Raw genomic sequence first — 20,994 nt, forward strand, 5'->3', positions numbered from 1 at the left:
CCATCATCCTGCTAACCGTCGGCGCGCAACACCGTACTGACGATCCCGGCGAGGTAGCCGAGTCGGGCGACCTCCGAGGGCCGGAAATCCGGCCCGCCGATGCGGCCGAGCAGGATCGCCTTGTCATTGGAGCCGATCGGCGCCGCGGCGAGGCGGGTGTCCATGTCCTGCCATGCACCCGGCACCCAGTCGCCTTCGGCGTCGAGTTGCGCCGCATGCTCCAGAGGCAGCCAATCAGCCCTGGTGAGTGGGGTTTCCGGGGCGCCGGAGGAGCCGAACAGCTGTAGGACGCCGCCGCTGGCCCTGGTGATGACCATCGCCCACGACACCCGCAGCACGCGCGGGGCGTTGTCGACGAGGACCTGGAGGCGATCCTTGCGCTTCGCGGTGGCGACCTGGTCGACGAGCTCGAGTTCGCGGTGGGTGTCGAGCACGCCGGAATACGGGCGGATCGAATCCACGCGAACGCCGTTGACCTTCTCGGCTGCCGTGATCAGGCTGTCCGGCAGCGCACCGGGTGCCACCTCGACGACCAGGTCGTCGACGGCATAACCGTTGCCGCGTTCGACCACTTCGAGTGACAGGATGTCGGCACCGACCGAACCGAGCTGCACGGCGAGCACGCCGAGACTGCCGGGACGGTCCTCGAGCTGGACGCGCAACAGGTAAGACACGTGGGTCATTCTCGCACCCGTGGCGACGGCGCGCGCAGCGCCGGGGGCGACCGGGTGCGCCGCGCCGGAGGCGACCGGGTGCGCCGCGCCGGGGGCGGGGCGGGTGTGTCCGGGAGGTGCAACCGGTGGCTGGGGTGAGTCGGGTTGGCGCGTTCCCATAGGCTGGAGAGGCGCATCTGCGTCGCATGGGCGTCGGGTGAGCGACATGACCGAGCAAGTGATGGTGAGAGAGGACGCTGACGGTGGCTGGCGAACCGAAGTCCATATCGCGTGAAGAGGTCGCGCATCTGGCGCGACTGTCGCGACTGGCGCTGAGCGAGGACGAACTCGATGTCTACGCCAAGCAGCTGGACTCGATCCTGACCCACGTCGCGTCGGTGTCGGAGGTGGCCGCCGACGACGTGCCCGGAACCGCGCATCCGGCCGAACTCGCCAACGTGCTGCGTCCCGACGTCGTCGTGCCCGGCCTGAGCACCGACGCCGCGCTGTCCGGTGCGCCGGCCGTCGAACAGGACCGTTTCGCCGTTCCGCAGATCCTGGGAGAAGAGCAGTGAGCCCCGATTCGCACGCCGCAGCTCCTCGTCCCGCCGGTGACCTGACCGGTCTGTCCGCGGCCGAACTCGCCACCAAGATCGCGACCCGCGAGGTCAGCTCGGTCGAGGTCACACAGGCCCACCTCGACCGCATCGCCGAGGTGGACGGCGAGCTGGGGGCCTTCCTGCACGTCAGCGGCGCCGAGGCGCTCGTCGCTGCCAAAGCCGCCGACGACGCGATCGCCTCGGGCGACGCCGTGTCGTCGCTCGCCGGTGTGCCGATCGCGCTCAAGGACGTCTTCACCACCACCGACGCCCCCACGACGTGCGGTTCCAAGATCCTCGAGGGTTGGGTTCCGCCCTACGACGCCGCGGTCACCGAGCGGCTCCGCGCCGCAGGCATCCCGATCCTGGGCAAGACCAACATGGACGAGTTCGCCATGGGCAGCTCGACCGAGAACTCCGCCTACCAGCTGACCCGAAACCCGTGGGACCCCACCAGGATCCCCGGCGGCTCGGGCGGCGGCAGCGCCGCGGCGCTCGCGTCGTATGAGGCCCCGCTCGCGATCGGTACCGACACGGGCGGCTCGATCCGGCAGCCGGCCGCCGTCACCGCGACCGTCGGCGTCAAGCCGACCTACGGCACCGTCTCCCGCTACGGACTCGTCGCGTGCGCGTCGTCGCTCGACCAGGGCGGCCCGTGTGGCCGCACGGTCCTCGACACCGCGATGCTGCACGAGGTCATCGCCGGACACGACCCGCGTGACTCCACCTCGATCAACGTGCCGGTACCCGACGTGGTCGCGGCCGCTCGCGAAGGTGCGGAACAGGACCTCAAAGGCGTCAAGATCGGCGTCGTCACCGAACTGCAGGGCGAGGGCTACCAGTCCGGCGTGCTCGATTCCTTTAACCAGGCGGTCGAACTGCTCACCGAGCGCGGCGCGGAGGTCGTCGAGGTCAGCTGCCCGCACTTCACCTACGCGCTCGGCGCCTACTATCTGATCCTCCCGTCAGAGGTGTCGTCGAACCTCGCACGCTTCGACGCCATGCGGTACGGACTACGCGTCGGCGACGACGGTTCGCATTCGGCCGACGAGGTCATGGCGCTGAGCCGCGAAGCCGGTTTCGGCCCAGAGGTGAAGCGCCGCATCATGATCGGCACCTACGCGCTGTCCTCGGGCTACTACGACGCCTACTACGGTCAGGCGCAGAAGGTCCGCACCCTGATCTCGCGCGACTTCACCGCCGCCTTCGAGAAGGTCGACGTGCTGATCTCGCCGACCACCCCGACCACCGCCTTCCCGATCGGGGAGAAGGTCGACGATCCGCTGGCGATGTACCTGTTCGACCTCTGCACGCTGCCGGTGAACCTGGCCGGCATCGGGTCGATGTCCGTGCCGTCCGGGCTGTCGAAGGACGACGGCATGCCCGTCGGCCTGCAGATCATGGCGCCCGCACTCGCCGACGACCGGCTTTACCGGGTCGGCGCGTCGTATGAGGCGGCTCGCGGCGCGATCATCTGACGTCACTGCACACCCACCACTTTTGGGCGAACCCACCACCGTTTCAGGTGGTGGGTTCGTCCATCTGTGGTGGGTTTGCGAGGTCACCGCGGCAGGCCGCTGACCGGTCGCGCCTGCTCGGTCCCGTAGCGGTGACCGACGCCCGTCGGTCCGTCGAGCGCGGCCAGCAGGTCGACGCTGGACTGCAGGAATCCGACGACCGGCAGCCAGGGGACCTCGGGTACCCGTCGACCGCCGAGCACGGTGTCGTCGGGATACGCAGGCGGACGCCACAGCGAACCGAGTGACCAGCGGACCACCGGATCGCTGCGATTGGCCATGACGATCCGCGGCGTTCTCGACGCCTGCGCCACCGTCCCCTCGGGCGGTGCGGTCAGGACGGTCTCCGCGAGCAGTGACGGGTGATGGTCCTCGAGCCAGACCCGGGCGGCGTCGGCCCCCACCGCGCCGAGGCTCTGGCCGTAGAGCACCAACCGGGGCCGGGCGCCCGCGGACCGGCTCGCCAGGACCTTCGCGAGTTCGCGGACCAGCGTGATCGACGATTCCGCCGCGGCCGCATCATCGGAGATGAACGCTTTCCACGACGGCACGTCGGCGTAGGGGAGTGTCAGTATCCGGACGTCGCCGTCGAAGCGGTCGACGAAACCGGCGACCGCGGCCGGGTCGACCCAGCCCGACCCGGTGGGGACCGCAACGATCACCGCGCGAGCCGACAGTCCGCCGCTGTGCATCCAGGACCTCACCAACCGTTCTGCCGGACGATCGAATTCCGGTGCGGCGAGTTCTCCGCGCAGCAGAGTCCCGAACTCGGAGACGACGATGGTGCGCGGCAACGGTTGTCCGCGGTCGGCACCGGCGTCGGCCGGGGTGAGAAGTCCGGCGGTGAGCGCGACCGCCGACGCCGCGATCACCGCGGTGACGCGGGGGATCAGCACGATCGCGGCGACCGCTGCAGCGGGTGCGACCGTAGCCGCAACCCACCAGTCGGGCCCAACGGGTGGCGCCCCGACCGCGGCGCGGATCAAGCTCTGCCACCACACCGACAGTCCCGCACCGCCGGCCGCGATCAGCACCCCGGCACCGAAGACGACGCGACGCGTCTGCGTGTCCGGGTGCGGGCGTCGCCGAGAAGCCCATCCTGACAACAGCATTCCCACGACCGCGCCCACGGCGGCGAAGCCGGACGTCACGACCGCGGTCGTCGCCGCGTCGCGCGGAAGCGTTCCGGGATGGAGCGCCAGGAGATACGAAGCGACGATACTGACCACGAGAACCGGGGGAGGCAGAGCTCGCCCGGCGTCCATCGACACGCGAGCGGCAGGCGCGCTGGTCATGAGAGCTCCTCGGTGGGCTGCCGATCGACCAGCGCGCGTTCGACCGTGGTGGACACCAGCTGGGGAATCGATTCCTGTCGGATCGGCGGTCCACCGAACTGGCGCCAGGTGTTCCAGGCCAGACCGATGCGGGCTACGCGGGCCGCGGTCGCGCAGGCGGGATCATCGCAGGAACGCTGCATCGCCTCGATCAGCATGCGGTCCAGGGCGAATCGCGCCCACGATCCCAGCGGTCGGCCGTCTGCCGCGGCAGCACGCAACAGGTCGTAGCCGAAATCGTGTGTGCGGCACAGCGGTGTGAACCGGTCCGGGAGCGGTACCGGCGACGAGCAGCCGCCGTCCGGGTCCGTGGGTACACCGGTCACGACCGTCGGCGTGTAACCCATGTGCATCTCGAAGGATGCGGGCAGGACGTCCATCGTCGTGGCCGGAGCCGGTCCGGTCAGTGCGACGACGGCTGCGGCATATGGATTGTCGGCATCCTCGGGGTGCGGGATGACCGGACCCGCGATGGAACCGGTGTCACCGGCGACTGCTTGCGCCGTCGACATCCATTGTCCGGCAAGGAGAACAGCGAGTGTCAGTGCGGCGACGAGGGTTCGGATCCGGCCCCGTCGGTGCGCCGGGTCCGCGCCGTGATCAAGGTGAGAAGTGTTGTCCGAAGGCCATTTCCGCAGTGGTCCGGGAGGGTTCATGGCCGTTGACGCTAAGTGGTGAAACCGCCGGTCCACATCGCTCCGACGGGCGGTTCGTAATCACCGGCGGGGCGGGGATGTCCGGCGGCGGACACTACTCGGGAACGAGGTCGTCTCCCCCGAAAGTATGAGGACTGCCGGGCCCCTCGGAGCCTAGGGTGAACCTCATGTTCGGTTTACGCAAGCATCTGCGCGCGGCCGGCGGTGACTTCGTCGGCTGGGCGTCCACCGCGCCGGTCGCCCAGGACCCCGCGGTGCGTGCCTATTTCTCCTCGCGGGTCAACTGGTTCTTCCTGGTCGTGGCCCTGATCATGTACTCGATCGCGTGGCCGACCCTGCCGGTCACGCACTCCGTGCCGGCGTTCGTCCTGCCCGTCGTCGCGGCGTTCGCCGCGCTCCCCATCGCGCTCGCCTGGTCGGCGCCGCTCGTCGGCTGGGCGGTCTCGGTGGTCTCGGCGCAGGTCATCGGTCTCGTCGTGCCCACGCGCAACGATTGGGAACTCACCATCCAGGTCACCCATTTCATCGAGCTGCTCGTGCTGACGGCCATGGTGATGCTGCGCTGCCCGTTGCGATGGATTCCGCTGGTGTGGCTCACGACCTCGCTCGTCGTCGCCTACGCGGTGCACCCCGCGTGGATCGTCGGGATCTCGGTGCTCGCGGTCGTCGTGGCACTGCTCCGCGGACTGATGGCGTCGCGGCGGCAGCTCGCCGTTCGCACGAGACAAACCGAGGAGGCGGAGGCCGAATCCGCGGTGCTGCAGGAACGCGCGCGCATCGCCCGCGACCTGCACGACGTGGTGGCACACCGCATGTCGATGGTCGTCGTGATGTCGCAGACCGCGCGCTACCGGATCGACGACGTCTCGCCCGCGGCGGCAGCCGAATTCGACGCCATCGCCGATGCCGCCCGGACCTCACTCGACGAGGTCCGCCAGCTGCTCGGGGTGCTGCGGGTCGAGGGCGCCGAGACCACGGCCCCCAATCCGGGCCTGGCGCAGATCGATTCGCTCGTCGCCGCGACCACTCGGGCCGGCTCCGAGGTCACGCTGATCCGCGAGGTCGACGATGCCGGGGTGGGGGAATCGGCGGCACTGGTGATCTACCGGATCGTTCAGGAGTCGCTGGCCAACGCCACCCGACACGCGCCGGGCAGCCGCACGCTGGTGAGTGTGACACCGGGTGAGCACGGCACCGTCGAGGTGGCTGTGGTCAATTCGACGCCGACGGCCGAACCCCTCGGGATCGGCGGCAACGGCGTCGGTATCCCCGGGATGCTCGAACGTGCGCAGGCCGTAGGGGGTTCGCTCGTCGCGGCACCGACGGTCGACGGCGGGTTCGCGGTGCGTGCGCGGATCCCGATGACGCCACCACGCGACGGGGTCATCGCCGGCGCACCGTCGTCGGCGACCGTGCCGAAGGTCTCCTCGCCAGTCTCCGACCAGTAGCGTGGCAGGCGTGCCGATCAACGCGGAATCGCAGCAAGCACAGGGCAACACCGGTCCGATCACCGTGGTCATCGCCGACGACCAGGCGATGGTGCGTCAGGGTTTCTCGGCCCTGCTCGCCGCCCAGCCCGACCTGTCCGTGCTCGGGGACGCCGCCGACGGGGTCGAAGCGGTCGAGGTGTGCCGGCGTGCGCGTCCCGACGTCGTCCTGATGGACGTGCGGATGCCGCGCAAGGACGGGCTGTGGGCCGCCGAACAGATCCTGTCGGCCGGGCTGGAACCGCCGACGCGCGTGCTGATGCTCACCACCTTCGACATCGATGATTACGTCTACGAGGCGTTGCGGATCGGTGCGTCGGGCTTCCTGCTCAAGGACGCGCCCGCCGACGAACTCGTGCGTGCGGTGCGCGTGGTCGCCGCCGGCGAAGCGCTACTCGCGCCGTCGATCACCAAGCGACTCATCACCGAGGTGACCGCACGCCGTCGACGCCCCAGCCGCAACCCCGCACTCGAACACCTCACCCCGCGCGAGCGAGAGGTACTCGATCTGGTGGCCGACGGCAAGTCGAACGCCGAGATCGGCGCCGATCTCTACGTCACCGAACAGACCGTCAAGACCCACGTGAGCAGTCTCCTGGGCAAGCTGGCGCTGCGCGATCGAGCGCAGGCCGTGGTGTTCGCCTACGAGAACGGGATCAAGTGATTTCGTGGTCAGCGGGTCGGGCACGCGGGCACTAGATTGGGGGTGTCCGTCGCGCTCGAGAAGGAGGGTCTCACCACATGGCCAAGAGATTCGGCATTCTGACCTCCGGCGGTGACTGCCCCGGTCTGAACGCCGTCATCCGCGGTGCGGTGCTCAAGGGTGAGACCGTCTACGGTCACGAGTTCGTCGGCTTCAAGGACGGCTGGGCGGGTCTCGTCTACGGCGACATCATGGAACTGAACCGATCCACGGTGCGCGGTCTGTCCAATCAGGGCGGAACGATCCTGGGGACGAGCAGGTTCGGTCCCTACACCGAACCCGACGGCGGCCCCGACAACATCAAGAAGGTGCTCGAGAACCTCGGCATCGACGGTGTCATCGCGATCGGCGGCGAGGGCACGGCGTCGGCGTCGAAGCGACTGTTCGACGACGGCATCAACATCGTCGGCGTCCCGAAGACGATCGACAACGACATCGACGCCACCGACTACACGTTCGGATTCAACACCGCCGTCGAGATCGCAACCGAGGCCATCGACCGCTTACGGACCACCGGCAACTCGCACAGGAGGTGCATGGTGCTCGAGGTGATGGGGCGCCACGCCGGCTGGATCGCCCTGCACTCGGGTATCGCCGGCGGCGCGCACGTCATCCTCATCCCCGAGCACCCCGAGAGTCTCGATCAGATATGCGCCTGGGTGACCAGTGTCAAGGCGCGCGGTCGTGCACCGATGGTCGTCGTCGCCGAGGGTTTCAAGCTCCCCGAGATGACGGAGGCGTACTCCACCAAGGGGCGCGACGAATTCAACCGGCCACGCCTCGGTGGTGTCGCGGAGGTGCTGGCGCCGCTCATCGAGGAACGGACCGGCATCGCGACCCGGGCAACGGTCCTCGGCTACATCCAACGCGGCGGTGTGCCGTCGGCCTATGACCGGGTTCTCGCCACCCGCATGGGCATGGCCACCGCGGACCTGGTCGCCGAGAAGGGCTGGGGACACATGGTCGCCCTCCACGGGACCCGGATCGACCGGATCACCTTCGACGAGGCGCTCGGGGAACTGAAAACCGTGCCCCTGGATCAGTACAAGGAGATCCGGGTCATCTTCGGCTAGCTAGACCGCGGTGATGGCCGGTGCGGGTTCGCGGGGGATGACGATCCACAGCGCCAGGTAGATGAGCACCTGGGGGCCGGGGAGGAGCATCGACAGCACGAACAGGACACGCACCAGGGTCGGGTCCCAGCCCCATCGTTCGGCGATACCGCCGCAGACGCCGCCGAGCCATGCGTTCGAGCGTGATCGCGTCAGTCGCGGGGCGGGGGAAGCAGGTTGTGCGGTGGTCATCGGGACTCCTCGGTCGGTGAACTGATGTCTTCGACGGTAGGTTCGACGACCGGTTCCCGGCATCGGTGATCACCCTGAACGTATCCCTGGGATATCGCCGCATAAACTGGCAGCCATGACTTCCGCCGCCGTCGAACTGTTGGAGTACGACGAGGTCATCGCCGCTTTCGATCCGGTGATGGGCCTCGAGGTGCACGTCGAGCTGGGTACCGCGACCAAGATGTTCTGCGGATGCCCGACCGAGTTCGGCGCCGACCCCAATACTCAGGTGTGCCCGGTGTGCATCGGTCTGCCCGGCTCGCTGCCGGTCGCCAACGCCAAGGCCATCGAATCGGCGATCCGCATCGGCCTGGCACTGAACTGCTCGATCCGGCCGTCGAGCAAGTTCGCGCGGAAGAACTACTTCTACCCGGACCAGCCGAAGAACTACCAGATCTCGCAGTACGACGAGCCCACCTCATACGACGGTTACCTCGACGTCCTGCTCGCCGACGGCACCACGTGGCGCGTGGAGATCGAGCGGGCACACATGGAGGAGGACACCGGCAAGTCGCTGCACATCGGCGGCGCCACCGGCCGAATCCACGGTGCGAGCCACTCGCTGCTCGACTACAACCGCGCCGGCGTGCCGCTCGTCGAGATCGTCACCCGACCCATCGTCGGAGCCGGCGAGCGTGCACCCGAGGTTGCACGCGCTTATGTGACGGCGCTGCGCGACCTGCTCAAGTCCCTCGACGTGTCGGACGTGCGCATGGACCAGGGCTCGATGCGCTGCGACGTGAACCTGTCGCTGATGGCCAAGGGCGCGGCCGAATTCGGTACCCGCACCGAGACCAAGAACGTCAACTCGCTCAAGAGCGTCGAGGTCGCCGTGCGCTACGAGATGCGCCGCCAGGCGGCGATCCTGCAGACCGGCGGCGAGATCGTGCAGGAGACCCGGCACTTCCACGAGGCCGACGGCACCACCTCGGCCGGACGCCGCAAGGAGACCGCGGAGGACTACCGCTACTTCCCGGAGCCGGATCTTCCTCCGGTCCAGCCGGATTCGGCGTGGATCGAGGAACTCCGAGCCACGCTGCCCGAGTTGCCGTGGTTGCGTCGCGCGCGCATCCAGGAGGAATGGGGCGTCTCCGACGAGGTCATGCGCGACCTGGTGAACGTCGGAGCCGTCGACCTCATCATCGCCACCGTCGACGCCGGTGCGTCACCCGAGGCCGCCCGCGGCTGGTGGGTGTCGTTCCTTGCGCAGCAGGCCAATTCGCGTGGCGTGGAACTCGCCGACCTGTCCGTCACGCCGGCGCAGGTCGCCGAGATCATCGGACTCGTCGACGAGGGCAAGCTGACCACCAAGCTCGCCCAGCAGGTCGCCACCGCGGTGCTCGACGGTGAAGGTGAGCCGAAGCAGATCGTGGCCGACCGCGGCCTCGAGGTCGTCCGCGACGACTCGGCCCTGCAGAAGGCCGTCGACGACGCCCTGGCCGCCAACCCCGACATCGCCGAGAAGATCCGCGGGGGCAAGGTCGCCGCGGCCGGCAAGATCGTCGGCGACGTCATGAAGGCCACCCGCGGACAGGCCGACCCGGCACGGGTCAAGGAACTGGTGCTCGCGGCCTGCTCCTAGCGGTGGCGCTTGCTGCCGGCTGAGCCGGTACGGAGCGCAGCGTGGGTGGTGTTTTCCTGTCGGCTGAGCCGGTACCGAGCGCAGCATGGGTGGTGTTTCCTGTCGGCTGAGCCGGTACCGAGCGCAGCGTGGGTGGTGTTTTCCTGTCGGCTGAGCCGGTACCGAGCGCAGTGTCGGTGGTGCTTCTTGCCGGCTGAGCCGGTATCGCGCGCAGTGTCGGTGGTGTTTTCCTGTCGGCTGAGCCGGTACCGAGCGCAGCGTGGGTGGTGCTTGCTGCCGGCTGAGCCGGTACCGAGCGCAGCGAGGAACCGCGTCGAAGCCCGGTGCGGTCGAAGCCCGCTCAGGTCCGGTCGTTGCCCCCACCCTGCGGGAGGAAGCGGAACACGCGGTCGTCGGTCGGCTTCGGATTGCCGACCTGCTTGTTGACGGTGGCCACCTGCAGGAGTCCGTTGGGAAGAGCGGCCATCCGGCCGAGCGCGCCGTAGCGGCGGTCGAGGGCTACGACGGGAGGGGTGATCGTCGGGTCCTCGCGGGTCGGTTCGCGGATGCCCTCGATCCGCTGGGTGCGGGTCGTCGAGACGAAGATGCTGCCGCCGGCCACGCCGCACCCGGCGATCTGCGGCTTGTCGGGCCACGTCCACAGCACCTTGGGGCCACCTTCTTCGATGACCTGCACGCGGTCCTCGGTGGCCTTCTGGTCGGCGACGTAGATGGTCCCGGTGGATGCGTTGGGGCACAGGGCGACCGATGATCCGAAACCCGAGGCCAGGATCTGCGGACGCGGGCTCACACCCGAGGTGAACGAGGTGATCAGCAGCAGCTTTCCGGCCAGAGACGACGCGTCGTCAGCGGCGGCCGGGTTCCCGGCGTCGCCGGTGGCGACCACCAGCTCGGTGGGCGAGCGGAAGTACATCGAGCCCATGTTCCCGGTGGCGCCCTTGGGGATTCCGGTCAGGATCGGCTTCGGCACGTCGCCGGGGGCGAGACGGACGACCCGATTGTCCGACGGCGTGGTGATCAGTGCGTAGATCAGGCGGTCCTGGGAGTAGGTGGGGGAGAAGGCGAAATCGATGAGTCCGCCGTCGCCCGACGCGTCGACCGGGGCCTGACCGAGGACCCGTTCGGGGCCATAGCGCTTGGTGGTGATGATCTTCCCGGTCGTGCGTTCGGCGACGACCGTGACCTCGCCCTGCTCGTCACCGGGCATCACCCCACCCGTCGACGCGAGACAGGTCGCGATCACCGCGGGATCGGGGTCGACGCACGGTCCCGTCGGCGGCGGCTGGGTCTCCCGCGGCGTCTCCGGGGGCGGCGTCGGCTCGGCCTGGCCACTCGGACGGTTGTTGGGACTGAACGCGCCGGCCTCCCGCTGACGGTCCTGTTCGGTGAAGTTCGCGCAGCCGCCCAGAGCGAGCGCGATCACCGCCAGAAACGCCACCAGCATTCGGCCCGTCGGCCGCCCCTTCCACATGGCGTCCACAGTAGTGGTGTGCCGACTCACCCCGTCGGGGTGCGGGGACCGCACACCGCGAGCCTCTAGAGTCGGGCATGTGAGCGAACGCGACACGCCGAGCGACAGGGAGCCCGATACGTCGAGCCCGTCCGCGACCAGCCCATACGACGAGCCGACCGGTCAGATCCCGGTGACGGACCATCCACCGACCCCCGCACCGCCGCCCGCGGTCGACCGGGACGACTTCTACAACCGGCACGCACGGCGTTCACCGGCACCGTATGCGCGGGTCGACGAACTCGACGACATCGATCCCGGCGATGTGGAGACCCGTCAGATCAGGGGCACCGTGGTCAACCCGCCACCGGCACCTGTCCACGAACCCGTGCGCACCCCGGAACCTGCGAGCAGCCCCGAACCTGATCACTCCCCGGAATCTCGGGGCACCGCGGAACCTCGGGGCACGGCGGGACCTGCGAGCACTCCGAAGTCCCGGAGCCCGCAGTCGGACGGCGAACCGACCGTCGCGTTCGGGCGCCGCCCGGTCGCCCAGACCGGTACCTCCGCCGAGATCCCCGCCGACGACACCGCGACCAGGCCCGAACCCGCGTTGCCACCGGTCGGCACCGGCCGCTACGACTTCCTCGACGACGAGGACGACACCGGCCGTTACCGCGCGAACCCGGACGAACCGGGTTCGTCGGACACCGCTTTGCTCGACGACGAGTCACCGGGCCGGCGACTGTTCGGTCGTCGACGGAACCGGGCGCATGAGGACGAGTACGACACGAGGTCGGTGGCCGACGACGAACTCGAGGACGCTGTCGCGAAGTCGCGGCGCGGCACCATCGACCTCGGCCTGTTGCTGCTGCGGATCGCGCTCGGCGCGTTCGTCGGCGCACACGGCCTGCAGAAACTGTTCGGCCTCTGGAACGGGCCGCGGCTCAGCGGATTCGAGCAGATGCTCGTCGACGGCGGGTTCAACGCCGACTACGCGCAGATCCTCGCGATCGTCGGCGCACTCGCGGAGACGGTCGGCGGCCTCATGGTGATCCTCGGCTTGCTGACCCCGATCGGCGCGTCGGCGATCCTCGGCACGATGCTCGTCGCCGCGGCGTACCGGGTGTCCTCGGCCGGCGGTTTCGAATTCTTCGCCGCGGCACAGGGAGCGGAGTACGAGTTGTTCCTCGCGGCCACCGCGGCCGCGGTCATCCTCACCGGTCCCGGCCTGTACTCACTGGACTACCCGCGGGGCTGGGCCCGTCGACCGTTCGTCGGGTCCTTCGTGTGGCTGATCGTCGGCATCGGTGCGGCCGCTGCCGTCTGGATTCTGGCGAACGGCACCAACCCGCTCAACTGAGTCACACGAGGAGCAAGCTCCGACACAGAATGCGGGGTGCGTACCGGACTCCGGTACGCACCCCGCATCTTCTGCTGAGAGGCGTCAGTCGACCTGACGGACCGCGCCCTTGTCGGCCGAGGTCGCGAGCTTCGCGTACGCGCGCAGCGCGGTCGTGACCGAGCGCTGACGGTCCTTCGGCTGCCACGGACGCTCGGAGGCCTCCATCTTGGCCCGGCGCTCGGCGAGCACGTCGTCGTCGACGAGCACCTCGAGACGACGCGTCTTGACGTCGATGAGGATCCGGTCGCCATCCTCGACGAGTCCGATCGCGCCCCCCGACGCCGCCTCCGGCGACATGTGGCCGACCGACAGACCCGACGATCCGCCGGAGAACCGGCCGTCGGTGATGAGCGCGCACTTCTTGCCCATACCGGTGCCCTTCATGAAGGCGGTCGGGTGCAGCATCTCCTGCATGCCCGGACCACCCGCAGGGCCTTCGTAGCGCACGACCAGGACCTCGCCGGCCTGGATGGTCTTCGAGAGAATGACCTGGACGGCATCCTCCTGGCTCTCGACCACGCGGGCCGGACCCTCGAAGTGCCACAGGTCCTCGTCGATGCCGGCGGTCTTGAGAACGGCACCGTCGGGCGCGAGGTTGCCGCGCAGCACGCACAGCCCGCCTTCGACGGTGTAGGCGTGCTCGAGGTCGCGGATGCAGCCCCCGGCGGCGTCGGTGTCGAGTGAACTCCACCGGTTCGCCGTGGAGAACGGGGTCGTCGTCCGCACGCCACCCGGCGCCGCGTGGAACAGTTCGACGGCCTCGTCGAGAGCCTTGCCGCCGCGGATGTCCCAGTCGTCGAGCGCCTGCGCCATCGTCGGCGTGTGGACGGTCGAGGTGGTGTCGTCGAGCAGTCCGGCGCGACGGAGTTCACCGAGGATCGCCGGGATTCCGCCGGCGCGGTGGACGTCCTCCATGTGGTAGTCGGAGTTGGGGGACACCTTCGACAGGCACGGGACCCTGCGGCTGATCTTGTCGATGGTCGACAGGTCGAAATCGGCGACCTCACCCTCCTGTGCCGCGGCGAGGATGTGCAGCACGGTGTTGGTCGAGCCGCCCATCGCGACGTCGAGCGCCATCGCGTTCCGGAAGGCGGCAGGGGTCGCGATGTTGCGGGGCAGGACCGAGGCGTCGTCGTCGCGGTACCAGCGGTTCGCGGCGTCGATGACCACCTTGCCCGCGCGCTCGAACAACGCACGTCGTGCCTCGTGGGTGGCCAGCGTGGAACCGTTGCCCGGCAGAGCGAGTCCGAGAGCCTCGGTGAGGCAGTTCATCGAGTTGGCGGTGAACATGCCCGAACACGAGCCACAGGTCGGGCAGGCCGACCGTTCGACCTCGTCCAGCCCGGCCTCGTCGACGTCGCTGTTGGCCGACGCGGAGATGGTGGTGATGAGGTCCGAAGACGGATGAGCGACATCGCCGACGACGACGGCCTTGCCGGCCTCCATCGGTCCGCCGGAGACGAACACGGTCGGGATGTTCAGGCGCATCGCGGCATTGAGCATGCCGGGGGTGATCTTGTCGCAGTTGGAGATGCACACCAGCGCGTCGGCGGTGTGGGCGTTGACCATGTATTCGACCGAGTCGGCGATGATCTCGCGGCTGGGCAGCGAGTACAGCATGCCGCCGTGACCCATTGCGATGCCGTCGTCGACGGCGATGGTGTGAAATTCGCGGGGGACGCCACCGGCGGCGCGCACTGCGTCGGCGACGATCTCGCCGACATCCTTGAGGTGCACATGCCCCGGCACGAACTGCGTGTACGAGTTGGCGATCGCCACGATCGGCTTGCCGAAATCGTCGTCGGTCATCCCGGTGGCGCGCCACAGGGAGCGGGCGCCGGCGGCTTCGCGGCCGACGGTGGTGGTGCGTGACCTCAGGGCTGGCATGGCTTCCTCATATCGATCGTCGGGTCGGGCGGAGTCGTTCCGGCCGAACGCCTTCGGGCTCCTGGGCCGGAGGTGTTCGCCGCGTCGGACTCGTGGCGTCAACACCGCGATCCCGAGGGTGTGTTTCACAGGGCCGTGTGCCCCGGGAACTGGGTTGAACGGGGCGTCGCACGCTGAGGGTGGGCGTCGCGAGTCGCCGAGAGACCAGGCTACTCCGCTGTGACATGCGGAAACAAAACGATTCGGACGTGGACGGACGCTCGCGATGCCGGGTGGCGGCGTCAGATTCCCAAGACCGCCTTGGCGATGGAGAAGTAGACGATGAGACCTGTCGCGTCGCAGAACGTGGAGATGAACGGGGTCGAGAACACCGCCGGGTCCACGCGGATGGATTTCGCGACCAGCGGCATCACCCCGCCGACGGTCGCGGCCATCGTGCAGATCGACACGATGGTCAGACCGATCACCGTGCCGATGTCGACGCCGTACACCAGTGCGGCGACGGCGAATCCGACGACACCGAGCAGCGAGCCCATCGTCAGACCGACCCGGACCTCCTTGCCGGCGACGCGCACGACGTCGCGGGTCGTCACGTCGTCGGTCGCGAGGGCGCGGGTGACGGTGGTCGCGGCCTGCGAACCGGTGTTGCCGCCGATCCCGGTGAGCAGTGGGATGAACAGCGCGAGGGCGACCTTCTGTTCGAGCGTGCCCTCGAAGATCTCCAGAACGTTCACGGTGAGGATCGCCGACACCGCGAGGACGAACAGCCACACGATCCGGGCGCGGGTGATCGACAGTATCGACGCATGCAGGTACGGCTCGCGAAGCGGTTCGCGGGCACCGGCACGGGCTTCGTCGGTGTCGCGGGCCTGTTCGACGACCTCGACCGCGTCGTCGATGGTGAGGACGCCGACGAGTCGGTTGTCGCGGTCGACGACGGGCATCGCGAGGATGCCCCGATCGACGCACCGCTGGGCGGTGGACTCCGCGTCGTCGTCGGAGTGCGCGAACATCGGCTTGCGCATCAGACCGGCGACGGGTGCCTCCGGATCGGCGAGTAGCAGGTCACGAAGACTGACGACGCCGCTCAGCGTGCGGGCATCGTCGAGCACGGGCACGGTGTAGATGGTCTCGGCGGCGTGCCCGCGCTCCTTCACTCGGCTCAGCGCCGCGCCGGCGGTCTCGTCGAGTCGGGCGTGCACGAACTCCGGGCTCATCCGCCGCCCCACCGAACCGCGGGGATAACCCAGTACGACGGCGGTGACGTCGCGTTCGGCCGGGGTCAGTTGCTGGATGAGTGCCCGGGCGACACCGGCGGGCAGTTCGTCGAGGAGTTCCGCGCGGTCGTCGGGGTCGAGGTGATCGAACGCGGCGACCACTTCGACTGTCCCGAGATCGTCGATGAGCCTGCGCTGGGAGTCGGCGGAGAGATCGTCGAAGACCTCGACGGCGAGATCCTTGGGCAGGAGGCGGAACGCCACGCCCCGCGACTGGTGGGGGAGACGGTCGAGGAGGGCGGCGATGTCGCCGGCGGGGATCGCGGACAGCGCGGTCGCGACCGCGCCGAGTTCACCGTCGGAGATCAGGTCGTCGAGTTGGTTCGCGTCGAGCGTCGCGTACGTCACCCGACGAGCCTAACGGCCTGTCCGTGTCAAAGCCGTTCGCGCAGCGTCGATTCTGTGCCTCCGGGGCGTGCCGGTTCTACTCGTCGGGGTTCGCGGCCGCCTCGAACGGATCCGGAATCCGTCCACCGCTGACGATCGACAGCGCGGGCAGGTCGCGGAAACCGATGGCGGGGAGGCGAACTCGCTCACCGTTGTGGAGGACGGCGCGCACCGAACTCCACTTGGGGAACTGCAGGCCGGCGATGTCGGACCAGGCCACCTCGGTGGTCGAGAATCCGACCGCACGCAATCCGTCCTCGGTGACGATCGTGCGCAGACGATGAATCCAGAACCACAGCACGGCCGGCACCACGAAGGCGAAGGCGAACCACGGCGAGGCACCGATCAGCAGGACCACGACCAGTGCGAGCATCGGCACGGTGAAGTAGGCGAGCCGATTCATCCGGAAGGTCACCGGGTAGGTGATCTCGAGGGAGTCGTCGGCGGCCGCCGCATCGCGTGGTGTCCGGGAGCTGCGCGGAGGCTGGGCTGCAGGGTCGCTGGAATCAGTCGGCACGTCTCCATTGTGCCAACCCGGCCGCGGCGAGTCCGGCGTCGGGTGTACCCGTGAGTAGTGGGTGAGACGTCCGTCACCACCTGTGCCTTCCCATCATGTGGGACGGCATGGACCGGAGTTTGACTCAGAACGACGCGCGGTCCTACCGTGATCAACGTGATGATTAACGGGATCCTCGTAGTAATCGGCTGGCGCGTCGCCTGACCGGTCACTTCGCAGACCCCTACCGGCATCGACGCGCCACCCTCGAACAGCGGAAGCTGTCGGGGGTTTTTTCATGTCAGGTAGTCACATCACCCCACCACCGAAATACAGACAAGATGAGGATCGTGCAGTGAGCGCACCAACAGCACGCAACGCCGCCGGCCGTAGTGAGCCGACGCGTAACGCCGGACTGCGTCAGCAGTCGCCCGCGGCGGGCAACATCCGTGCGGTAGGTCAGCACACCGTCGCGCCGGAGCGCGTCAGCGGTGCGCAGTCGGTGGTCAGATCCCTCGAGGAGCTCGGTGTCGAGGTCGTCTTCGGCATTCCCGGCGGCGCGGTCCTGCCGGTCTACGACCCGCTTCTGGACTCCACCAAGGTCCGTCACGTCCTGGTCCGCCATGAGCAGGGTGCCGGCCACGCCGCCACCGGTTACGCCCAGGTTGCCGGTCGCGCGGGCGTCATGATGGCCACCTCGGGCCCAGGTGCCACCAACCTGGTGACCCCGCTGGCCGATGCGCAGATGGACTCGGTGCCGGTCGTGGCCATCACCGGTCAGGTCGGTCGGTCGCTGATCGGCACCGACGCCTTCCAGGAGGCCGACATCTCCGGCATCACGATGCCGATCACGAAGCACAACTTCCTGGTCAGCCGTGCGATCGACATCCCCAAGACCATCGCCGAGGCGTTCCACATCGCCGAGAGCGGACGTCCGGGTGCGGTTCTCGTCGACATCCCCAAGGACATCCTGCAGAGCCAGACCACGTTCTCGTGGCCGCCTCAGATCGACCTGCCCGGCTACCGTCCGGTCACCAAGCCGCACGGCAAGCAGGTCCGCGAGGCGGCTCGGATGATCAACGCCGCGAAGTCGCCGGTTCTCTACGTCGGTGGCGGTGTGATCAAGGCCAACGCGTCCGCGGAGCTGCTCGAGCTCGCCGAGCTGACCGGCATCCCGGTCGTCACGACCCTGATGGCGCGCGGCGCGTTCCCCGACAGCCACAACCAGCACCTGGGTATGCCGGGTATGCACGGCACCGTGGCCGCCGTCGGTGCGCTGCAGCGAAGTGATCTGCTGATCACGCTGGGCGCACGGTTCGACGACCGGGTGACCGGACAGCTGGATTCCTTCGCCCCCGGCGCCAAGGTCATCCACGCCGACATCGACCCGGCCGAGATCGGCAAGAACCGGCCGGTCGACGTCCCGATCGTCGGCGACTGCAAAGCCGTCATCGCCGAGCTGACCGAGACGCTGCGCGACGAGCGGGCGACCAGTGGAGCCACACCGGATCTGTCGGAGTGGTGGACCTACCTCGACGGCATCCGTCGGACCTACCCGCTGAGCTATGACCGTCAGACCGACGGTTCGATGTCTCCCGAGTTCGTCATCCAGGCTCTGGGCAAGGCCGCCGGACCCGACGCGGTCTACTGCGCCGGCGTCGGCCAGCATCAGATGTGGGCGGCGCAGTTCATCTCCTATGAGAAGCCGCGCACCTGGCTCAACTCCGGTGGTCTGGGCACGATGGGCTACGCCGTCCCCGCTGCCATGGGCGCCAAGGCCGCCGCACCCGACACCGAGGTGTGGGCCATCGACGGCGACGGCTGCTTCCAGATGACCAACCAGGAACTGGCCACCTGCGCGATCGAGGGCATCCCGATCAAGGTCGCGCTGATCAACAACGGCAACCTGGGCATGGTCCGGCAGTGGCAGACCCTGTTCTACGAGGAGCGGTACTCCAACACCGATCTGGCGACGCATTCGCGGATGATCCCGGACTTCGTCAAGCTGTCAGAAGCGTTGGGCTGTGTCGCTTTCCGCGTCGAGCGTGAGGGGGACGTCGACGACGTCATCGCTCAGGCACGCGCGATCAACGACCGTCCGGTCGTCATCGACTTCATCGTCGGCAAGGACGCCCAGGTGTGGCCGATGGTCGCCGCGGGTACCGGCAACGACGAGATCATGGCGGCCCGCGACATCCGGCCGCTGTTCGACGACGACGAGTCGGCGTCGGACCCGGTCGAGATCCACGAGACGATGAACGCCCCACGCGGGACTGTGGACCAGAAGGTCGACAACGCTCCGGCCGACCGCGCAGCAGAGAAGGACCAGAAGTGAGCACCACCCATACCCTCAGCGTCCTGGTCGAGGACCGGCCGGGCGTCCTGGCCCGCGTCTCCGGATTGTTCTCGCGTCGCGGGTTCAACATCGAGTCGCTTGCCGTCGGACCGACCGAGCTCAAGGGGATCTCGCGGATGACCATCATGGTCTCCGTCGAGGACTTCCCGCTCGAGCAGGTCACCAAGCAGCTCAACAAGCTGGTGAACGTGATCAAGATCGTCGAGCAGGACCCGGCCAACTCGGTGTCGCGCGAGCTGATGATGGTCAAGGTCCGTTCCGATTCGACGGTGCGCACCGAGGTCATCGAGGTGGTGAACCTGTTCCGCGCCAAGGTCATCGACGTGTCGCCGGAGTCGCTCACCATCGAGGCCACCGGTACGTCGGAGAAGCTCGAGGCTCTTCTGCGGATGCTCGATCCTTACGGCATCCGTGAGATCGCCCAGTCGGGTGCAGTCGCGCTGGGTCGCGGACCGAAGAGCATGTCGGCCAATCGCTGACCGATACACTCCGCTGGAAACAGCGGCGAAGAATTTAGAAGTCCCTCGGCGAGAGAGAAAATCGCGAGGGGCGCCACAAATCGAAGGGAAACAAAGTGGCCATCGAACTGTTCTACGACGACGACGCGGATCTGTCGATCATCCAGGGTCGCAAGGTCGCGGTGATCGGCTACGGCAGCCAGGGCCATGCGCATTCGCTGTCGCTGCGTGACTCGGGCGTCGACGTCGTCATCGGTCTGCGTGAGGGCTCCAAGTCCAAGGCCAAGGCCGAGGAGCAGGGCCTCAAGGTCCTCACCGCAGCCGAGGCTGCTGCCTGGGCCGACGTCATCATGGTCCTCGCGCCCGACACCTCGCAGGCACAGATCTTCACCGAGGACATCGAGCCGAACCTCAAGGACGGCGACGCGCTGTTCTTCGGTCACGGCCTGAACATCCACTTCGGCCTGATCAAGGCTCCGGCCAACGTCACCGTCGCCATGGTCGCCCCCAAGGGCCCCGGCCACCTGGTGCGTCGTCAGTTCGTCGACGGCAAGGGTGTCCCCGCGCTCATCGCGGTCCACCAGGACCCGAAGGGTGAGGGCCAGGCCCTCGCACTCAGCTACGCCAGCGCCATCGGCGGTGGCCGTGCCGGCATCATCAAGACGACCTTCAAGGAAGAGACCGAGACCGACCTCTTCGGTGAGCAGGCCGTGCTCTGCGGTGGCACCGAGGAACTGGTCAAGGCCGGCTTCGAGGTCATGGTCGAGGCCGGTTACGCGCCGGAGATGGCTTACTTCGAGGTGCTGCACGAGCTCAAGCTCATCGTCGACCTCATGTACGAGGGTGGCATCGCCCGCATGAACTACTCGGTCTCCGACACCGCCGAGTTCGGTGGCTACGTCTCCGGTCCGCGCGTCATCGACGCCGACACCAAGGAGCGCATGCGCGCCATCCTCAAGGACATCCAGGACGGCACCTTCGTCAAGCGCCTCGTCGCCAACGTCGAAGGCGGCAACAAGGAGCTCGAAGGCCTGCGTAAGCAGAACGCCGAGCACCCGATCGAGGTCACCGGCAAGAAGCTGCGCGACCTGATGAGCTGGGTTGATCGTCCGATCACCGAGACCGCCTGAGTCTCAGCCACTCTGACGGCAGGCCCGCACCTTTTCGGAGGTGCGGGCCTGCCGTCGTCTGCCAACGACAGACCCACCCTTTTTCGGCATTTCCACCACCCGGCGGCGGAATTTCTCAACCTGTCTGAGACAGGGTCTGGTTGGTTGTTCTTCTGTGGTTGATCCCGACGATGGTCGGGATTTCCGGGGCCCGGGGCGGGCGCCGGAAGCGTTGCGGGTGGGCCAGGTAGTGGCGGTTGAGCAGTGTTTGGCGGTGCTGCCGCTGCTGGGTGGC

At 68.2% G+C, this 20,994-nt stretch carries 18 protein-coding genes; 10 read left to right on the forward strand and 8 right to left on the reverse strand.

The features are described 5' to 3' along the window. Positions 1 to 11: 11 nt before the first annotated feature. Positions 12 to 683, reverse strand: a complete 672-nt coding sequence (locus BPODLACK_RS12150; RefSeq protein WP_024500533.1) for an amino acid-binding protein — start codon at positions 681 to 683, stop codon at positions 12 to 14. A 233-nt stretch (positions 684 to 916) separates the two neighbouring features. On the opposite strand from BPODLACK_RS12150, the gene gatC reads away from it, so the two are divergent. Beyond that, a complete protein-coding gene (gene gatC / locus BPODLACK_RS12155) occupies positions 917 to 1,228 on the forward strand; it encodes an Asp-tRNA(Asn)/Glu-tRNA(Gln) amidotransferase subunit GatC (protein WP_006438859.1) in 312 nt (103 codons plus the stop codon). Then, entirely contained in the window at positions 1,225 to 2,730 is a 1,506-nt protein-coding gene (gene gatA, locus BPODLACK_RS12160) for an Asp-tRNA(Asn)/Glu-tRNA(Gln) amidotransferase subunit GatA (RefSeq protein WP_024500532.1), read from the forward strand. The genes gatC and gatA overlap by 4 nt, the downstream gene beginning before the upstream one ends. An 83-nt stretch (positions 2,731 to 2,813) precedes the next feature. Here the strand turns inward: gatA and BPODLACK_RS12165 are convergent, their stop codons facing one another. Next, positions 2,814 to 4,064 carry an alpha/beta-hydrolase family protein gene (locus tag BPODLACK_RS12165; protein WP_024500531.1) on the reverse strand — a complete coding sequence of 417 codons (1,251 nt, stop codon included), beginning with the start codon at positions 4,062 to 4,064 and terminating at the stop codon, positions 2,814 to 2,816. Next, the gene (locus tag BPODLACK_RS12170; RefSeq protein ID WP_159405389.1) at positions 4,061 to 4,615 is read right to left on the reverse strand and encodes a hypothetical protein; all 555 of its coding nucleotides are present in this window, start codon (positions 4,613 to 4,615) and stop codon (positions 4,061 to 4,063) included. The genes BPODLACK_RS12165 and BPODLACK_RS12170 overlap by 4 nt, the downstream gene beginning before the upstream one ends. A 311-nt stretch (positions 4,616 to 4,926) precedes the next feature. On the opposite strand from BPODLACK_RS12170, the gene BPODLACK_RS12175 reads away from it, so the two are divergent. From BPODLACK_RS12175 to BPODLACK_RS12185, 3 genes are all read left to right on the forward strand, one after another. Then, the gene (locus tag BPODLACK_RS12175) at positions 4,927 to 6,207 is read left to right on the forward strand and encodes a sensor histidine kinase (protein WP_024500529.1); all 1,281 of its coding nucleotides are present in this window, start codon (positions 4,927 to 4,929) and stop codon (positions 6,205 to 6,207) included. Positions 6,208 to 6,217: 10 nt separating this feature from the next. Then, complete coding sequence (locus BPODLACK_RS12180) at positions 6,218 to 6,910, forward strand: response regulator (RefSeq protein WP_159405390.1); 693 nt, start codon at positions 6,218 to 6,220, stop codon at positions 6,908 to 6,910. A gap of 77 nt (positions 6,911 to 6,987) precedes the next feature. After that, on the forward strand, positions 6,988 to 8,022 hold the full coding sequence (locus tag BPODLACK_RS12185; protein WP_024500527.1) for a 6-phosphofructokinase: 1,035 nt from the start codon (positions 6,988 to 6,990) through the stop codon (positions 8,020 to 8,022). Here BPODLACK_RS12185 and BPODLACK_RS12190 read toward each other — a convergent pair whose 3' ends face one another. After that, complete coding sequence (locus BPODLACK_RS12190; RefSeq protein WP_024500526.1) at positions 8,023 to 8,253, reverse strand: PspC domain-containing protein; 231 nt, start codon at positions 8,251 to 8,253, stop codon at positions 8,023 to 8,025. 115 nt (positions 8,254 to 8,368) lie between these two features. On the opposite strand from BPODLACK_RS12190, the gene gatB reads away from it, so the two are divergent. After that, positions 8,369 to 9,874: an Asp-tRNA(Asn)/Glu-tRNA(Gln) amidotransferase subunit GatB gene (gatB, locus tag BPODLACK_RS12195; protein WP_024500525.1), complete on the forward strand. Its 1,506-nt coding sequence runs from the start codon at positions 8,369 to 8,371 to the stop codon at positions 9,872 to 9,874. A 340-nt stretch (positions 9,875 to 10,214) separates the two neighbouring features. On the opposite strand, the gene BPODLACK_RS12200 is transcribed toward gatB, so the two are convergent. Beyond that, a complete protein-coding gene (locus tag BPODLACK_RS12200; RefSeq protein ID WP_024500524.1) occupies positions 10,215 to 11,318 on the reverse strand; it encodes a PQQ-dependent sugar dehydrogenase in 1,104 nt (367 codons plus the stop codon). A gap of 106 nt (positions 11,319 to 11,424) precedes the next feature. Between BPODLACK_RS12200 and BPODLACK_RS12205 the strand changes: the two genes are divergently transcribed. After that, on the forward strand, positions 11,425 to 12,687 hold the full coding sequence (locus BPODLACK_RS12205) for a DoxX family protein (RefSeq protein ID WP_024500523.1): 1,263 nt from the start codon (positions 11,425 to 11,427) through the stop codon (positions 12,685 to 12,687). 84 nt (positions 12,688 to 12,771) lie between these two features. Here the strand turns inward: BPODLACK_RS12205 and ilvD are convergent, their stop codons facing one another. The 3 genes from ilvD to BPODLACK_RS12220 all read right to left on the reverse strand — a co-directional run bounded on the left by ilvD (position 12,772) and on the right by BPODLACK_RS12220 (position 16,797). Next, positions 12,772 to 14,616, reverse strand: a complete 1,845-nt coding sequence (ilvD, locus tag BPODLACK_RS12210) for a dihydroxy-acid dehydratase (protein WP_159405391.1) — start codon at positions 14,614 to 14,616, stop codon at positions 12,772 to 12,774. Between the two features lie 281 nt (positions 14,617 to 14,897). Beyond that, entirely contained in the window at positions 14,898 to 16,241 is a 1,344-nt protein-coding gene (mgtE, locus tag BPODLACK_RS12215) for a magnesium transporter (RefSeq protein WP_159405392.1), read from the reverse strand. 76 nt (positions 16,242 to 16,317) lie between these two features. Beyond that, a complete protein-coding gene (locus BPODLACK_RS12220) occupies positions 16,318 to 16,797 on the reverse strand; it encodes a PH domain-containing protein (RefSeq protein WP_159405393.1) in 480 nt (159 codons plus the stop codon). Positions 16,798 to 17,131: 334 nt separating this feature from the next. Here BPODLACK_RS12220 and BPODLACK_RS12225 point away from each other — a divergent pair, with 334 nt between their 5' ends. The 3 genes from BPODLACK_RS12225 to ilvC all read left to right on the forward strand — a co-directional run bounded on the left by BPODLACK_RS12225 (position 17,132) and on the right by ilvC (position 20,720). Beyond that, positions 17,132 to 19,111, forward strand: a complete 1,980-nt coding sequence (locus BPODLACK_RS12225; RefSeq protein WP_159405394.1) for an acetolactate synthase large subunit — start codon at positions 17,132 to 17,134, stop codon at positions 19,109 to 19,111. Continuing rightward, entirely contained in the window at positions 19,108 to 19,611 is a 504-nt protein-coding gene (gene ilvN, locus BPODLACK_RS12230; RefSeq protein ID WP_005199381.1) for an acetolactate synthase small subunit, read from the forward strand. The genes BPODLACK_RS12225 and ilvN overlap by 4 nt, the downstream gene beginning before the upstream one ends. Before the next feature lie 95 nt (positions 19,612 to 19,706). Next, complete coding sequence (gene ilvC, locus BPODLACK_RS12235; protein ID WP_006434783.1) at positions 19,707 to 20,720, forward strand: ketol-acid reductoisomerase; 1,014 nt, start codon at positions 19,707 to 19,709, stop codon at positions 20,718 to 20,720. The last annotated feature ends 274 nt before the right edge of the window (positions 20,721 to 20,994 follow it).

Source organism: Gordonia sp. YY1 (assembly GCF_009872315.1).
GTDB lineage: Bacteria > Actinomycetota > Actinomycetes > Mycobacteriales > Mycobacteriaceae > Gordonia > Gordonia amicalis.

Coding starts and splice junctions, on each gene's coding strand:
- BPODLACK_RS12150 (WP_024500533.1), bottom strand. CDS start 683: ATGACCCACGTGTCTTACCTGTTGCGCGTCCAGCTCGAGGACCGTCCC.
- BPODLACK_RS12165 (WP_024500531.1), bottom strand. CDS start 4,064: ATGACCAGCGCGCCTGCCGCTCGCGTGTCGATGGACGCCGGGCGAGCT.
- BPODLACK_RS12170 (WP_159405389.1), bottom strand. CDS start 4,615: ATGTCGACGGCGCAAGCAGTCGCCGGTGACACCGGTTCCATCGCGGGT.
- BPODLACK_RS12175 (WP_024500529.1), top strand. CDS start 4,927: ATGTTCGGTTTACGCAAGCATCTGCGCGCGGCCGGCGGTGACTTCGTC.
- BPODLACK_RS12185 (WP_024500527.1), top strand. CDS start 6,988: ATGGCCAAGAGATTCGGCATTCTGACCTCCGGCGGTGACTGCCCCGGT.
- BPODLACK_RS12190 (WP_024500526.1), bottom strand. CDS start 8,253: ATGACCACCGCACAACCTGCTTCCCCCGCCCCGCGACTGACGCGATCA.
- gatB (WP_024500525.1), top strand. CDS start 8,369: ATGACTTCCGCCGCCGTCGAACTGTTGGAGTACGACGAGGTCATCGCC.
- BPODLACK_RS12200 (WP_024500524.1), bottom strand. CDS start 11,318: ATGCTGGTGGCGTTTCTGGCGGTGATCGCGCTCGCTCTGGGCGGCTGC.
- ilvD (WP_159405391.1), bottom strand. CDS start 14,616: ATGCCAGCCCTGAGGTCACGCACCACCACCGTCGGCCGCGAAGCCGCC.